At 66.1% G+C, this 15,860-nt stretch carries 13 protein-coding genes; 5 read left to right on the top strand and 8 right to left on the bottom strand.

Translation table 11 applies throughout. The features are described 5' to 3' along the window. Positions 1–5: 5 nt before the first annotated feature. The gene (locus tag GDI_RS17235; RefSeq protein ID WP_012228335.1) at positions 6–1,514 is read right to left on the bottom strand and encodes a carbohydrate porin; all 1,509 of its coding nucleotides are present in this window, start codon (positions 1,512–1,514) and stop codon (positions 6–8) included. Positions 1,515–1,694: 180 nt separating this feature from the next. Here GDI_RS17235 and GDI_RS17230 point away from each other — a divergent pair, with 180 nt between their 5' ends. Continuing rightward, the gene (locus GDI_RS17230) at positions 1,695–2,216 is read left to right on the top strand and encodes a GNAT family N-acetyltransferase (protein ID WP_012228334.1); all 522 of its coding nucleotides are present in this window, start codon (positions 1,695–1,697) and stop codon (positions 2,214–2,216) included. 258 nt (positions 2,217–2,474) lie between these two features. Here the strand turns inward: GDI_RS17230 and GDI_RS20105 are convergent, their stop codons facing one another. From GDI_RS20105 to GDI_RS17220, 3 genes are all read right to left on the bottom strand, one after another. Then, positions 2,475–2,612 carry a hypothetical protein gene (locus GDI_RS20105; protein ID WP_012228333.1) on the bottom strand — a complete coding sequence of 46 codons (138 nt, stop codon included), beginning with the start codon at positions 2,610–2,612 and terminating at the stop codon, positions 2,475–2,477. 114 nt (positions 2,613–2,726) lie between these two features. Then, positions 2,727–4,121, bottom strand: a complete 1,395-nt coding sequence (locus GDI_RS17225) for a sensor domain-containing diguanylate cyclase (RefSeq protein ID WP_012228332.1) — start codon at positions 4,119–4,121, stop codon at positions 2,727–2,729. Positions 4,122–4,163: 42 nt separating this feature from the next. Next, entirely contained in the window at positions 4,164–4,766 is a 603-nt protein-coding gene (locus GDI_RS17220) for a GNAT family N-acetyltransferase (protein WP_012228331.1), read from the bottom strand. Between the two features lie 568 nt (positions 4,767–5,334). On the opposite strand from GDI_RS17220, the gene GDI_RS17215 reads away from it, so the two are divergent. Beyond that, positions 5,335–5,859 (top strand): hypothetical protein, encoded by a 525-nt coding sequence (locus GDI_RS17215; RefSeq protein WP_012228329.1) that lies wholly within the window; start codon positions 5,335–5,337, stop codon positions 5,857–5,859. Between the two features lie 4 nt (positions 5,860–5,863). Here the strand turns inward: GDI_RS17215 and GDI_RS17210 are convergent, their stop codons facing one another. The 3 genes from GDI_RS17210 to GDI_RS17200 all read right to left on the bottom strand — a co-directional run bounded on the left by GDI_RS17210 (position 5,864) and on the right by GDI_RS17200 (position 9,924). Next, positions 5,864–6,571, bottom strand: coding sequence for a CBS domain-containing protein (locus GDI_RS17210; RefSeq protein WP_012554390.1), 708 nt, complete (start codon positions 6,569–6,571; stop codon positions 5,864–5,866). Positions 6,572–6,682: 111 nt separating this feature from the next. Further along, positions 6,683–8,410 (bottom strand): SulP family inorganic anion transporter, encoded by a 1,728-nt coding sequence (locus tag GDI_RS17205; RefSeq protein ID WP_231854152.1) that lies wholly within the window; start codon positions 8,408–8,410, stop codon positions 6,683–6,685. A gap of 32 nt (positions 8,411–8,442) precedes the next feature. Beyond that, a complete protein-coding gene (locus GDI_RS17200; protein ID WP_012228325.1) occupies positions 8,443–9,924 on the bottom strand; it encodes a DUF2252 domain-containing protein in 1,482 nt (493 codons plus the stop codon). Between the two features lie 361 nt (positions 9,925–10,285). Here GDI_RS17200 and GDI_RS17195 point away from each other — a divergent pair, with 361 nt between their 5' ends. From GDI_RS17195 to GDI_RS17185, 3 genes are all read left to right on the top strand, one after another. Continuing rightward, positions 10,286–12,634, top strand: coding sequence for a TonB-dependent receptor (locus GDI_RS17195; protein WP_041249577.1), 2,349 nt, complete (start codon positions 10,286–10,288; stop codon positions 12,632–12,634). A gap of 80 nt (positions 12,635–12,714) precedes the next feature. Next, the gene (locus GDI_RS17190) at positions 12,715–13,914 is read left to right on the top strand and encodes an amidohydrolase family protein (RefSeq protein ID WP_012228323.1); all 1,200 of its coding nucleotides are present in this window, start codon (positions 12,715–12,717) and stop codon (positions 13,912–13,914) included. Between the two features lie 14 nt (positions 13,915–13,928). Next, positions 13,929–14,804 carry a LysR substrate-binding domain-containing protein gene (locus GDI_RS17185; protein ID WP_012228322.1) on the top strand — a complete coding sequence of 292 codons (876 nt, stop codon included), beginning with the start codon at positions 13,929–13,931 and terminating at the stop codon, positions 14,802–14,804. 12 nt (positions 14,805–14,816) lie between these two features. Here GDI_RS17185 and GDI_RS19370 read toward each other — a convergent pair. Further along, a protein-coding gene (locus tag GDI_RS19370) for an IS630-like element ISGdi6 family transposase (protein WP_157871078.1) occupies positions 14,817–15,762 on the bottom strand; the annotation gives its coding sequence in 2 pieces (ribosomal slippage) (positions 14,817–15,422 and positions 15,424–15,762; 945 coding nt in all). Between the last annotated feature and the right edge of the window lie 98 nt (positions 15,763–15,860).

Here is a 15,860-nt window from a genome sequence, read left to right as displayed (position 1 = left end):
AAAACTCAAAGCGCAATGTTGGTGCGAAAGCCGAGCACCAGCTCGTTATGGATATGGTGGTCGGGATGGGAAGGATTCGGGATGCCGCCGCCAGGATTGAAGATGTATTGGAAATCCGGCTGCCACTGCATCCACCCGGTGAACTGGTACTGGTATGTCGCCTCGACATAGGTCTCGCCGCCCTGCGGCGGGGAATAGACGCCCGTATACTGGTGGACCGCACGGTCATAGCGCGCCAGCGCGCTGCTGACATGGGTGTAACCCATGGCGAGCCCGAACGTGTCGTCGGTTCGATAAGGAAACGGGTCCTTCATCGTCACGCCGTAGTTCAGGCTGAAATCGACCGGCACGCGATCGGCCTGCGGCGTGCCCATGGCGCGGCCGAACATGTTGATCGTGCGGTTGGGGTCCACATGGCTGCGCCATAGCATCTGGTCCATCACCGCATAGAAGCTGAAGGCACCGCGATGATTCACAGGCGTACCGTTGCTGGCCGGCGATGCGAGGGGCGTTCCGGTATTGTCGTAATACTGGTCGGCGAACGGTTCGGAATCGTACCACCCGCCCAGGCGATAGACATGCGACAGCGGCTGCTCGTCATCCGGCGAGACCATGGCGCCCAGCGCGGGATAGACATACTGGATTTCCGCGATCGCCATGACGCCGCGATCGAGCGGGAAACTGGTGCCGGACGCGTTCGTCTGCTGCGGATCGCCCGACAGCGCGCGGGTGGGGCTACCGCTATAGACCCCGCCCAGCACATAGAGCGGGGTCGCCAGCCAGTATTTCCCGCGCACGCCCAGCGCCGAAAGCGGATAGGCCGGACCGCCGCCCGGCAGGTCGGCCGACGGCACCATGGGCCATCCGAACATGGTGTTGGCGAAGATCAGCGCGTTGCTGCTGATCATGTATTCCTGGTCGAGGCTCTGCTGGCCGATCTTGATGTCGAGCTGCTGCTGGTCGAGGAATTTCTGGTCGAACCACAATTCCCACAGCCGCGTGGACCGGTCGGCCTCGATGCCGCTGATGGTCTGGAGCGCCTGCAGATTGTCCTGGCTGAGGCTGCGGCCGTGGATCTGTTCCATGCTGACGTTGAACGTGCCGCCGTACCAGCCGAAGGCACGCTGGGTGTTGATCTGCAGCACGGCTTGGGTCAGGCCGTCATAATCGACCCCGCGACGGTTGCCGCCCGTGGCGTTGCCGAAGACCTCCGACGTTTCCTGCACGGCCAGGACGGCGCCGTATTTGCCCAGTTCGGGGCGCAGTCCCCACATGTTACCCAGGAAATTCGCCGAGCGGCGCCAGTTGGACAGAAAGCCGAAGACGCCCGACGACGCATCGTCCTCGGCCTCGGCCGCGTTGCCCAGATTGATCGTCGGCGGGACGGCATGCGCCCGCGTGACCGAAAAGGCGCCCAGCGCCAGGCAGCCCGCCGCGACGATCGCACGCGCCGTCCAGGGAACCCGGGCACGACGTGACGCAGTGGGAAGCAGGGGGGCCGGCCGCTGCGACATGACATTCCTTGTGGGAAACCGTTGATGCGATTTATTATCAATAGCGATTTCAATCCGAATTGCAATTGATTTGCATTAAAATATGTCTGAAGCCATGCGGCCGGCAGCCGATCCGCCTTATCCTGCGGCGTACGACTCGCCGCCGCCCATCGGGCCGGCCCACCGACCAAGGAACCGAGAATGCCCGTGCCCCTCCAGATCCGGCTGATGACCGCGTCCGATTTCGATGCAGTCTGGCCCATCCTGCGCGGCGTGGTGCAGGCGCGCGAAACCTATGCCTGGGACCCGGAGATGGACCGCGCGGAAGGCTGGCGCCTGTGGGCGGCGCTGCCGCGCGCCACCTATGTCGCGGAACGTGACGGGGTCATCCTGGGCAGCTATTACATCAAGCTCAACGCCGGCGGGCCGGGCGACCATGTGTGCAATGCCGGCTATATCGTGGCCCCCGAGGCACGGGGCCAGGGGGTCGCGGGGGCGCTGTGCGCGCATTCGCTGGCCGCGGCGCGCCGGATGGGCTTCGCCGCCATGCAGTTCAACGCGGTGGTGGCCAGCAACCATGTAGCGGTACGGCTATGGCGGAAACACGGCTTCATCATCGTGGGCACCGTGCCGGGCGCCTATCGCCACGCCACGCTGGGGCGGGTGGATTGCCACATCATGTACCGCCCGCTGGACGACCTGCCGGAACAAACCGGGAAATGAGACGGCGGCGGTGCTGCCGCAAGCCGCGCCGGAAACTATCCACAGAGTTACCCAGACAGGTACCCCCGGAATCTGTGGATAAGGCCGGGCGACCCTTCGGCCCGATCCGGCCGGGAAATGGCGGTTTTCCGCCAGTTGCCATAAAAGAAACGGACGGAGAGGAATCGCACTTGATTTTGTAACAGCTTTGTGTCGCCCACCCGGGCCGAATCATTCACAGCCCGGGCGCTTCAACGCCTGCCACCCCTGCACACCTGATCAACCCAGGATCAGCAGCACGACCAGCCAGGCGGCGGAGAACAGAATCAGCAGCACGATGCCGATCTGATCCAGCAGCGGCGTCGCTCCGCCACGAGCCCATTTTCCCGGACGGCGCGGGCGGACAACCTGTCTCATGAACGGCCTCCCCTTATCTGGGAATTTTCCTTTTTTCGGAAATATTCAAGCCAGAACGGGAATGTAATCGGATTCCGTCGCCGTTAAAGACCGCCGATACGAAAAAAACGTACCCTATCCCCGTTCGACTTCCAGGGTCGCGAAAGCCACGCGGTCGCGGCCGTTTTCCTTGGCCGAATACAGGGCCATGTCGGCCCGCGACAGCGCATCGTCGCCGCCGGCGTCGGCCAGGCGCATCTTCGAAATCCCGATACTGACCGTCAGCGCGATGCTGTGGCTTTCGAAGGGGACCGGCGTGCCCGCAATCGCCTGGCGCAGACGCTCGGCGATGCGGCCGGCCTCGTCCAGGCCGGTATCGGGCAGGCAGGCGGCGAATTCCTCGCCCCCCATGCGGCCGGTAAAATCGGTGGCGCGCAGCGTGGCCATCAGCACCGTGGCGACATGGCGCAGCACCGCGTCACCCGCCGCATGGCCGTACCGGTCGTTGATGGTCTTGAACCGGTCGATGTCGATCATCAGCACCGCGCCCCCCCGGCTGACGCCACCGCGCAGCATCTGCCAGGCCCTTTCCATTCCTTCGGTGAAGGCGCGGCGGTTCGGCAGGCCGGTCAGGTGATCGACCCGCGCCAGGGCGTGCAGTTCCTGTTCCATGCGCCTGCGCGCGGTCACGTCCACCACCAGCCCGTACCACAGCGTGCCCCCGTCGGGCAGGCCGGTCGGATGGGCGTCGATCTGCCGCCAGCGCAGGCCCTGCTCCGGCAGCAGCACGCGAAAGACGCAATGCCAGGGCGTCAGCGTCGCGGCAGCCGCGGCCAGCGTCGCGCGATAGGTCTCCAGGTCGTCGGGATGCACACGCTCATGGACCGGGATGGTGCTGACCGCCACCTGTTCCGCCGTCAGTTCATAGATCTCGTCGATCCTGGCGCTGGCATAGGGCATGTGGGCCGTGCCGTCGGGCGCGCGCAGGCACTGGAACACCAGGCCCGGAACCTGGTTGGTCAGGTTGGTGATCAGCTCGATGCTCTGCTGCAGCCGCTCGGCCAGGGCACGCATCGAGCTGATGTCGGTCGTCGTGCCCACCATCCGCAGCGCCCTGCCCCGGGCATCGCGGCTGACGACGCGGCCACGGCTGAGCACCCATTTATAGCCGCCGTCCCGGCAGCGCAGCCGGTATTCGGCCTCGTAGAAATCGGTGCGGCCCTCGAAATGGGCGTCCATCGTCGCCTGGACATAGGCCAGGTCATCGGGATGCACGCGGTCGTAGCTCTCCTCGACCCGTGTGCTGACCTCGTCGGGGCGATAGCCCAGGATTTCGACCCAGCCGTCGGAATAGCGGATTTCGCCGGTCACGACGTCGCGGTCCCAGATGCCGGTGCCGCTGCCCGCAACGGCCAGCGCCATGATCTCGTTGAAATCCCGCGTGTGCCCCCGCACCTGTCCCCGTCCCGTCCCCGATCGAAGGGCCGATCTCGTGGCCCGCTTCATCCCCATGAAGTCCCAGACGAGCATATGACACGCGTCCTGCCCGGTCGAGGGGACGCCTTACCCGGGTTACGCCCGCGCGGCGAGGGAAAACCGCAGGTGCGCGCGAACGGCGGGCCATTCCGGCGCGGTGATGCTGTACACGCAACTGTCGCGCACCGTGCCGTCCTTGGCCCGGACATGCCAGCGCAGGATGCCGTCCAGCCGCGCGCCCAGCCGTTCGATGGCCTGGCGGCTCTGCCGGTTCAGGACATGGGTGCGGAATTCCACGGCCAGACAGCCCAGCGTGTCGAAGGCATGGGCCAGCAGCAGCAGCTTGGCCTCGGTATTCAGGCCGGTCCGCTGGACGCTGCGCGCGTACCAGGTGGAACCGATTTCGACACGCGGACCTTCGGCGTCGATGTTCATGAAGGTCGTCATGCCCACGATCCGCCCGTCCGCGCGACGGATCACCGTGAAGGGCAGCATCGATCCCTGGTCGCGCAGGCGCAGCCGCCGGTCGATTTCCGCCCGCATGCCCTCGGGGTCCGGCACGCTGGTGTACCACAGCGTCCACAGCGCGCCGTCCGACACCGCCTCGACCAGCCCGTCATGGTGGTCCCGCGACAGGGGAACAAGCTGGACCAGGTCGCCGGCCAGCGTCACCGGGGCGAGAGGGAGGCGGTCTGTCATGAAGTGTGTTTCCTGCTATGGCGCCACGCGGACGCGGTCGCGCCATCATATAGCGTTGCGGCGCAATGCAACCATTGCGCGCGTTAACGGTTTAGGCTGCGCCGCCCCCGGCAGTGACGTCGAGTGACCACGAACATGAATGCGACCGAGACAGGCATCACCCCAGGACCCGCCCGATATCCCGGCGCGATGCCGCGACCGACAGACGCCGCAGGGAGGATGGCCGGCCGCATGCCCCTGGTTCCGGCACGCGCCTGACTGCCCGCGCCATGCTGCCCCGCCCCCGCCGTTCCTCGGCCATCCCATCTTTCGGACAGGACAGGGCTGCCGTTCGCCATGACGTGAACGCGGGGCGGCCGGTTCGGAATGCCGCCGCGACCTTCCACAGGCGTACGAGGCACGATGCCTTCTGCTGCATGGAAAAACAGATCGAATAAACGTTTCAGCTTCTCCCGATGCCCTTCCGCGCAATCCCGTCCACGCTGCTTCGCAGAATTATTGTCATTTCGAAACAAAAAGTAACAGCGCGTGCCCGCGCGATCCTGTTCGATCAAGGAGATCCAGAATTATGATGACCCTGGCAAGCATCCCGTTATCGCGCATGCGCGTAACGCCCGACCTGCTGGCCAATCCGGTCGGGACCCTGCTGGTGACGTCGGAAAACGGGTCCGACGCGCAGCGGATCGTCGTGCGGACACGCAGCGTGACGGACAGCCGGAGGGCCCGCCCCGGCCTGATGATGCTGCAGGGCGACCTGGTGGGCTATTTCATCCCCGACGAGCAATGCGGGGCCTTCGTGCGCAACGCGCTGGACGTCACCGACCTGCTGGCCCCGATCCTTCGTGATATCATCCCCGGTTTTCGCTACAATGAAGATGCGTGCATCCGCGGCGACGTCTGGCATCTGCGTGACGAGACCGGCACCCTCTTCGCCGGGGTCGCGGTGGGTTCGGCGCTGGTGGATACCGCCGTGTCGGGTTACGCCCGCATCGTGGACGGCCGCATCGGCGACATCGTCTCCGCCACCCGCCTGGCGTATCTGGGCCGCCTGGGCTTCAACGCCGCCCCCGCGGGCCCGACGCTGAAATCCTGACGGGTCAGATCCTCATCGGCATCGCGCCATCGGTCATCGGTTCGACAACCTCCAGGTGATCGATGACCGAGGTCACGCCACGGGTGTTTTCCGCCGCCACGCGGGCGGCCACGCGCAGGCGTTCGTCCAGGATGGTGCCCGTCAGTTCCACCACCCCGTCCTGAACGGCGACATGGATGAAATCCTCGCCCGCCCATTTGGACTGGCGACGATATTCCTCGGTAATCTCGTTCTGGATCTGCACGTCGGACACGGTTTCGGTGGGGCCGGAGGCAGCGCGCATCAGCGCCCGCAGCAGGTCGGCCCGCGACAGGATGCCGACCATCCGGCCATCCTGTATCACCGGCAGGCGCTTCACCCGGTGGGCCAGCATCATGTCCACGGCCTCGCGCAGCGTGGCGTCGGGCGCGATCGTCACCGGGCTGTCCGACATCAGGTCGATGACGCGATGGCTGTGGGTCCGCACGTAATCCGACGCCGCCCGCCCGGGCGAGCGCAGCCAGTCCCCCAGCCAGGACCGGCCCGGTTCGGTATCCAGCTCGCTACGGCGCAGCAGGTCGCCCTCGGTCAGCACGCCCACAACGTGGCCGCCCACGCCCAGCACCGGCACGCCGCTGATCCCGTGCTCCAGCATCAGCCCCACCGCCTTTTCCAGCGGATCGGTCGGGGCGACGCCCACGACCGACGCCGTCATGATGTCCCGTACACGCATGACACGCGCCCTTTTCCATGATGGTGCAGGGCACGTGTTCATCGCGCGCCGGGGGCGCAAGGACGTCGTGCAAAGGTGATTCCCCCGGCAACGCACTGTCACGGACACAGGTCAGGCCCCGGCTGCCTTCACGATCGCCCGTCCGGCCGCCAGCGCCGGATGCAGGGCGGCGAAGTTGGCGTTCGGGTCTTCGGCCGACAGGATGCGGTGCCGTTGCATGTCGGCCCGCAGATAGGAACTGACCCGGCCGAACAGCACGACGATGCCCCGCCTGCGCAAGTCCGCCAGCAGGTCGCGCAGCGCACCGGCGGCGGAGAAATCGATGTCCGTGATCGCGCTGGCATCGACGATCAAGCAGCGCACCGGCGCCGGCGCATGATCGATCAGCAGGTGCACGTCGTCGGTGAAGCGGCTGCAATTGGCGTAGAACAGGTCGGCGCCGAAGCGATAGACGACCAGCCCCGGTTCCGTCTGCCTGCCGGGGGCGACGGGTTCGGTCTCCAGCGCGCCGGTCACCGGGTCCTGCCGCAGCACCATGGTGTGCGGGCGATAGCTGTGCCGGACATGGCGGAACAGCGACAGCGCGATGGCCAGGAAGATGCCCTGTTCCACCCCGATCCCCACCACGGCGGCGGCTGTGACCATGGCCAGGCCGAATTCGCCCGGGCTTTCGCGCCGGATGGCCCACATGGCCCGCCAGTCGATCATCCCCACCGCCACGGTGAAGACGATGGACGCCAGCACGCAGCGCGGCAGGTCGCGCAGCGGCCCGGTCAGCACCAGCACCACCACCAGCGTGACCAGCGCGAATGCCACCTGCGCCCGCTGGCTGCGCGCGCCCGCCCGCACCGCCATGGCCGTCTGGGTGGGGCTGCCGTTCACGACGAAGGCGCCCGTCAGCGCGGCGGCGGCATTGGCGGCGCACAGGCCCAGGATATCGGCGTTTTCGTCCACCTCCTCATGAGCGCGCAGGGCGAAAGCCCGCGATGTCGCGGCGCTCTGCGCGATGATGACGAACACGCACGAGGTCGCGACGGGCAGCAGGGCCACCATCTCGTTCCACGATACGTCCGGCAGCCCCAGCGACGGCAGGCCGCCCGCGATCGGACCGATGACGGCCACCCCCCGCCCCGCTAGGTCCAGCACCCGGCTGGCCAGGATGCCGCCCACCACCGCGACCATGGCCAGCGGCGCGTGCGGCACCAGCCGCCGCCCCCCCATGATGACCGCCACGACCAGCAGCGACAGCCCGACCGTCAGCGGATGGGCGTGCGGCAGCCCGTCCGCGACCTGCAGCAACTGCCGCACCGGGTTATGGGCGGTCGCGGCCACGCCCAGCATGTCGCGCGACATCGCGATGCCGACCTGCACCCCGACCCCGGCCAGGAACCCCACCAGCACGGTGCGCGAAAAGAAATCCGCCAGGAATCCCAGCCGGAACAGTCGCCCCACGAACAGGAAACCGGCCACCAGCCACGTGACCGTGCCGACCAGCGCCACGTATTTCGGGCTGCCCGCCGCCGCCATGCCGGCCAGGCCGCTGGAAAAGATGGCGGCGGTGGCGGAATCGGCCGCCACCACCAGATGCCGCGACGACCCCAGCAGGGCGAACGCCACCAGCGGCAGCAGCACGGTATACAGGCCGGTCACGGCCGGCATCGCGGCAATGCCGGCATAGCCCAGCACCTGCGGAATGTTCATCGAGGCCAGGGTCACGCCGGCCACCACGTCGCGCGCCCCGCCCGGCGCGCAGACGCCGGATACCAGGGCGCGGGGGGCCGTGCGCGCCCGCCGCACCGACGCCGCCATGCCGGCCCGGATCATGCCTGTCCGGATCATGCCTGGCCGAATCATGCCTGGCCGCGCCATGGTCAGGCCCCGCTGCCGGTGCCGGCGCCCCCCGCGCCGCGACCGCCGCCGCCATTCCCGCCGGGTGCGGTGCCGGACCAGCAGGGCAACCGCCCGGCCGCGATCGCCGCCTTGAACAAGGTCCAGTCGCGGCGCGTCTGTTCGGCATACAGCACCGAAAAGCCGCCGATCGCGTCGGCGAAGGATCGTCCGCGCCCCAGATAGGCCGCCAGGGCCACCCACATCGCCGGTGCGGGCGTGGGCGCGGGCCAGCGTGCGCCCGCACAGCAGGGCGTAATCCGGCAGTCCCTCCTGCGCGATCTCGTCCCGATGGCGGCCAGCCGCGTATCCTTCACGCGGCGGACATAGAACTGCCGCCCGGCACCCGACAGGGCATGGGCCGTATCCTCGGCCTCGTCCTGCCCGGCGGTGTGGGTCCAGCCCAGGAAGGCATCCGGCGCCGCCTGCATGATGCGCTGGCCGGTGACCACGCGCTGGCCCTGGTTGCGGAACGCCGAGGCCCCGGCGAAGGGCGCCAGGACGGAATCCTGCGCTTCCTTGATCTGCAGCAGCAGGCTGTCGCCGTCGGCGGTGGCGAACAGGCCGATGGCGCAGAACGTGCCGACGCTGCCCACCCCCACGACCTTGAAGATCACGTCGCGCAGGCGGTAGCGCGTCAGCAGGATGCCGCGCTCCGGCGGCTGGGTCGCGACGTAGCGGGCGAAGGCGCTGCGCACCGCATCGTCGTTTTCCGGCAGGCGCATCACCAGGGGCGGCTTTTCCTGCAGGGTGGGCGCGCCGCTATCGTCCGCCACCAGGCCGAAATGGCGGCGGGCGGCGTCCAGCCGCGCGGCCAGCAGGGCCTGGACCCGCTGGCGCACGCGCTTGCTGGCGAACCCGTCGATCGCCGCCCCCAGGTCGATCCGGTGGGTCCAGATTTCCAGCGGCGTCAGCGGGGCCAGCCGCGCCATTTCCCCCGCGTAGGCCTGGGCGGCCGCCACGGCCAGCCCGCGCGCCGCGTCGTCGGACAGGCCGGTTTCGTGCCCCGCCAGCACCAGCGACGCCCCCAGCCGCTTGATGTCCCATTCGAAGGGCGCCGGCAGGGTTTCGTCGAAATCGTTGATGTCGAAGACCGGCACCCCTTCGGGCGAGGCATAGCTGCCGAAATTCGCCAGATGGCAGTCGCCGCAGCTCTGCACCCGGGGCCCGGCCCAGGCGGTCTGCGCCAGATCCGCCGCCATGACCACCGCCGCCCCGCGCAGGAAGGCAAAGGGCGAGGCCGCCATGCGCGCATAGCGCACCGGCAGCAGGCTGGCGATGCGGCTGGCCCCCTGGCGCTCCAGAACGGCAACCGGATCCGCCCGCCCCGCCGGCGGCGACCAGTCGGCATGCCCCCCGCGCGGCAACGTCTTGCGCAAGGCCAACCCGCGCGCGCGCCGCGCCTCGCGGGTGTCGAGAATACCGGCGGGATGCACGGTCGGAAAATCGGCGGGATAGGCGTTCATTCCCCGATCTTGGCAAGTCCCGCGCTCCGCGTCACGCCCCAAAGGCGCTACCTTCCGCCGGCACGCACCGGATCAATGCAGAAGCCAGCCTGCCGGCATCCATCCCCGCGCGAACGCAAAACCGTATGCGCGCCGTCGCCCGTCCGGCCCCGCCATCGCACATTCCCCATCAGGAACATTCTCACCCCGGAATTAGTTTGACATCGCGATAAGTGGGTGACATATGATTTCGTATTGAAATTATTCAACGCTGGATCGGGCTCCTGAAACGCCCGTCCATATCCTTCCCGCTGCGCCATGGCGCCTGGAAACGGGCCGCTGCGCGATGCCCAATATGATACGAGACAGGAATGAAAAAAGCATGAAGCCGATTTCCTTCAGGGTTTCCCTTCTTCTTTGCGCAGTCTCGATCATCCCGATTTCCGCCGTCGCCGCGACGCAGCCCAAGACCCATCCGGCAGCCCATCCGGCGGCAGCCCCGTCCGAATCCATATCGGTCGTCCGTACCCTGCGGCAGGCATCGGGCTCCGGCCAGATGGTCCGTACCCATGCCGAAGCCTCGGTCAGTACCGTGGATCGTGCCTACATCACCAAACAGGTGGCCAGCGCCGGCGCGCTGAACCTGGTGCAGAACATGCCCGGTGCCAACGTCGCAACGTCCGACGCCTTCGGCATGAGCAATCAGGTCACCATGACCCTGCGCGGCCTGAACCAGCAGGAAATCGGCTTCATGGTCGATGGAACGCCGCAAAACGATCCCAATAACGGCACCATCTACCCGTCGCAGCTCATCGATTCCGAAAACCTGCAAAGCGCGTCGATCACCCAGGGCTCGTCACCCATCGACACCCCCAGCTATGTCGATCTCGGCGGTCAGGTCAGCTTCAAGACCATCGACCCGTCGCATCAGTTCGGCGGCTACGCATCCTCCATGTTCGGCACGTGGGATGCCAAGAAAGAATTCATCCGTATCAATACCGGCGATATCGGCCATACCGGCATCCGGGGCTGGATGTCCTTTTCCGATTTCTACGACCAGCACTTCACCGGCCCGGGCACCGACCGCCGCCTGCACATCGACGCGAAATTCCTGAAGGAATGGGGGCAGGGAAACCGCGTCGCGGCCGTCTTCACCTGGGCGCACCAGACGATTTCCAATTACTACGAACCCACGCTCGCACAGTGGAACGCCACCGGACGGTCCAACTATTACAGCCCCACCTACATCCAGGGCGGATCCCCCGCCGCCAACTCGGCCTACTGGCGGATGTACCAGAACCCGTGGGAAGATTTCAATATCGGCCTTCCCTCGACCTTCCGCCTGGCCAGAAACCTCACGGCGGATGTCGAGCCCTATTTCTTTCACGGCTCCGGTGGCGCTCTCAGCGGCACAACCCTGCCCACGGGCGGCTATTACTGGGGCAACCAGTTCGAATCCCCGGGCTCCACCCTTCCCGGCGCCAGCGGCGGCCAGGCTCCGGCCGTCCAGCGATACCTCAACTCCCCTTACCGGACCGGCTTCGTCGAAAAGCTCAACTGGACGCAGGGAAAAAACACCCTGACGCTGGGAAACTGGTACGAATATGACGATTTCTCCAACTGGATCGACTACACGCCCGTCACGGCCAGCGGCGCGCCCCAGGGCCCGCGCGGCACCGATCCCACGGTCATGATGGCCAACGGCCGCCCGCTGCGCTCGGGCGACTACAACCTCATGACGCAGGTCAACGGCATCTTCCTCAACGACAGGCTCAGCCTGCTGCATGATCATCTGCAGATCACCGGCGGCATAAAGGCCGTCATGGTCGACCGCGTCGGCACCAACCACATTCCGGGCACCGAATACCGCATCCACGACAACAGTTTCCAGCCGCTGCCGCGCCTGATGGTCCGTTACGACTTCAACCACGAACATCAGCTGTTCTTCAACGTCACCACCGGTTTCCGCGCGCCGTTGGGCACCAGTTTCTTCGGCAGCACCAGTCCCGCCACCGGGCAGGTCACATCGCTGGGCGCCGGGCAGCAGAAGGACGAATACTCCATCGCCGAGGAAATCGGCTACCGCTACCAGGGCCGCCAGGTCCTCGGCAGCGTCACCTTCTTCAACTATAACTTCACCAACCGGCAGATCGCCACGCAGACCTATGTCGGCAACCTGCCCGTCTCCACCACGATCAACGAGGGCGGGCAGACCTCGCGCGGCGTCGATATCGAACTCGGCACGGTTCCCTTCATGCATTTCAGCCCCTACGCCTCGTTCGAATATCTGCACACCACGATCGACAACGATTTCAGGGTCGGAAACGACTACCTGCCAACCAAGGGCAAGACAGCCGTGCAAAGCCCGCGCTTCCAGGCATCCTTCGGTCTGTCCTATGACGATTCCCTGTTTTTCGGAAATTTTGGCCTCAAATATCTCTCATCCCAATACTCCACTTTCATGAACGATGAAAAAATGGCCGCCCAGACCCATGGCGACATGACGATCGGCGTCTACCTACCGTCCTACCGTTACATCAAGCATCCGAAATTCCAGCTCAATTTCGTCAATCTATGGGATACGCACTACCTGGCCGGCCTGGGTTCCGTCCTGCCCAACGCGCGGTCCACACGCGGCGTCAACGGCACCATCATCGACGCCGCCGGTGCGCCGACCTATATCATCGGCGCGGGCTTCACCGTCGCCGCCCAGCTTTCGACCGAATTCTAGGAGGACACTCGCAAGAACGCCCTCCTGGCCCGGGCAATCGGGTCAAAACAAAGAAGAATGAAAACAGGCTATCGCACCTCATGGACCTGATTATCCGGAACGTCCGCCTTACCCCCCACGCCGCGCCGCTCGATATCGGCGTCACCGCGGGGCGCATCACCGCCCTGCACCCCGACATCCCCCGCACCGCCGCCGTCGAGCATGACGGCGGCGGCTGCCTGGCATTCCCCGGCTTCGTCGAAAGCCACATCCATCTCGACAAGGCCGCCACCCTGCATCGCTGCGGGACCGAGGACGCCAGCCTTGCCGCCGCCATCCGCAAGATCACCGAACTCAAGGCCACCTTCACGGTGCAGGACGTGCACGATCGCGGCGCCCGCGTGCTACGCGATGCCATCACCCACGGCACCACGGTCATGCAGAGCTTCGTCGAGGTCGATCACGCCGCCGGTCTGCGCAGCCTGGAAGGCCTGCTGGCCCTGGCGGAGGAAGCCCGCCACGCCATCGACCTGCGCCTGTGCGCCTTCGCCCAGGACGGCCTGACCCAGCATGCGGACGGCGAAGCCCTGCTGGAGGAAGCCCTGCGCCTGGGCGCCCGCAGCATCGGCGGCTGCCCCTATACCGACCCGGACCCGCAGGAACAGATCCGCCGTATCCTCGCCCTGGCCGCCCGGCACGACTGCGACGCCGATTTCCACATCGATTTCGACCTCGACCCCACTGCCAGCGCCCTGCCCTTCCTGATCCGCCACGTCCTGGAAACCGGCTATCGGGGCCGCGTCGTCATCGGCCACGCCACCAAGCTGTCCATCCTGCCGACCGACGAGCAGACCGCCATTCTGGACGGCCTGCTGGCGGCCGACATCATGCTGACGGCCCTGCCCGCCACCGACCTGTTTCTCATGCGCGGCAGCATGGCCCCGCTGATGCGCTATGCCCGCATGGGCGGGCGCTGCGCGCTGGCCACCAACAACATCGTCAACCCCTTCACCCCGTTCGGCGACGCCAACCTGCTGCGCATGGGCAACCTGTTCGCCAACATCACGGGCGCCACGACCGATGCCGACCTGGCCCTGATCTGGGACATGCTGACCACGTCCCCCGCCTCGTCACTGGGCGTACCCGCGGCGATCACCGAAGGCGCCCCCGCCGATATCGTCCTGATCGACGCCCCGGACCCGGCAACGGCGGTGCGCGAACTGCGCCCCGTCCTCGGCGGGTGGAAAGCCGGGGTCTGGACCTTCGTCCGTCATCGTCCTGAAATGAAGGCCTCATTCTGAAACAGGAATCCATCATGGAAGACGCCCGAGACCTCGACCCCCAGCAACTCCGCTCCTTTCTGGCGGTGGCGGAAACGCTGCATTTCACCTCCGCCGCCCGGCGTCTCGGCATTGTCCAGTCCACCGTCAGCCAGCATGTCAGCCGCCTGGAACAGGCAGTCAACCGCACCCTGCTGGTCCGCAGCACCAAGCAGGTCACCCTGACGCAGGACGGCCACATGATGATCGCGCTGGCCCGTGACATCCTCTCGGCGCAGGACCGGGCGCTGACCTGGTTCGACCGCTCGGTCATCCGCGGCTATATCCGCCTCGGCATCTCAGAAGACCTGACGATGACCCGGCTGCCGGAAATCCTGGGCATCTTCCGCGAGAAATATCCCAAGGTCGATGTCCATCTGCGCGTCGGCCTCAGCGGCTCGCTGCAGAACGATCTCGATACCGGCTCGGTCGACCTACTCTGCACCAAGCGCCGAATCGGTGACGCACGCGGCACCACCATCTGGCGCGAACCGCTGACCTGGTTCGGCAACTGGGAACCCGGCACCGCCCTGCCCCTCGTCGTGTTCCCCGAACCGGCCATCACCCGCCAGCTCGCGCTGGAATGCCTCAACGCGGCGGAAATCCCCTGGTACGTCGCCTTCACCTCCGAAAACCTGACCGCCCTGCTGGCCGCCGTCCGCGCCGGCTACGGCGTCACCGCGCAATCCTCGTTCCTGCGCCAGTACGACCGGTCGCTGCCCGTCACCGAAAACCTGCCCGAAACGGCCGATGTCGATTTCATCGTCATCGGCAAGACCGAAGCGCTGGAAGGCCCCGTCAAGGCGCTGGCCGACACCATCGCCGCCCATTCCCGGCAGATCACCCCCCGCGCCACCCGCCGCAAGAACTAGAGCGTGATGATTTTAGGTTGGTCCATATCCTGAGTTTATGAAATAATTGGCGCATTCGCTGGGAGCGTAGCTGCGCAGGAGTTCGCCGATGGTTGAACTGACTGCGTCGCGGCTTCGAGCCGCGGCCTTGCGGAGCAGGTGCTTGAGCTTGGCAAAGACCTGTTCAATGGGATTCAGGTCTGGGGAGTATTTTGGCAGGAGGATCAGGCGCGCGCCGACCTGTCGGATGGCTGCGCGTGCTGCCTTGTTTTTGTGGCTGCCGAGGTTGTCAGCGATCACGATGTCACCAGGCCTGAGCGTCGGCACGAGTTCATTCTCGACGTAGATGCGGAAGCTTTCGCCGTTGATCGGACCATCGAGCAGCCACGGCGCATCGATCCGATCGACCCGCAGGGCGGCAATAAAGGTCATGGTGTTCCAATGACCCCAAGGCACTTTGGCCCGGAGCCCGTTCGCACGCGGCGCCCAGCCGCGTAGCGGCGCCATATTGGTTTTGGTCCAGGTTTCATCGATGAACACCAGGCGGGCGGGATCTATGAGGTGTTGGTATTTTTGCCATCGCGCCCGGTGTCGGGCGACATCAGGACGGTCCTGTTCGGCTGCGACGAGTGTTTTTTTTGAAGCTGAGCCCCTCGTCGTGGACGAAGACCCACACAGAGCGATAATCGACCCTGAGCCCGCGCCCGGCAAGTTCTGCGACCAAGCCCCGCAGGGTAAAGCCCCCCGCCTTGCAACGCTCGATCAGCCATTCCCGATGCGCACCCGTCAGCCGTTTCGGCTTGTGGCCGCCCATCTGGCCAGGGGAAACGCTGCCGGTCCGCCGAAAGCTCTGCATCCACCGGATCGCGGTGCTGGGTGCTACACCGTAGCGCTTCGCGGCCTCGTGGCAGGAGAGGCCGTCTGTCTCCACGGCTGCCACAACCCGGTCGCGAAGATCCATCGAATAAGGACGCGCCATCCATGCTGGCCTCCAATCCAGACAGCATGTTGAATCAGATTTTCGGCAATCTGGGTACCCATATTCCGATTCAGACCGAAATCATCACGCTCTAGCAG

This window comes from Gluconacetobacter diazotrophicus PA1 5, assembly GCF_000067045.1.
Taxonomy (GTDB): domain Bacteria; phylum Pseudomonadota; class Alphaproteobacteria; order Acetobacterales; family Acetobacteraceae; genus Gluconacetobacter; species Gluconacetobacter diazotrophicus.
This window is presented reverse-complemented; position numbering and strand designations above follow the sequence as displayed.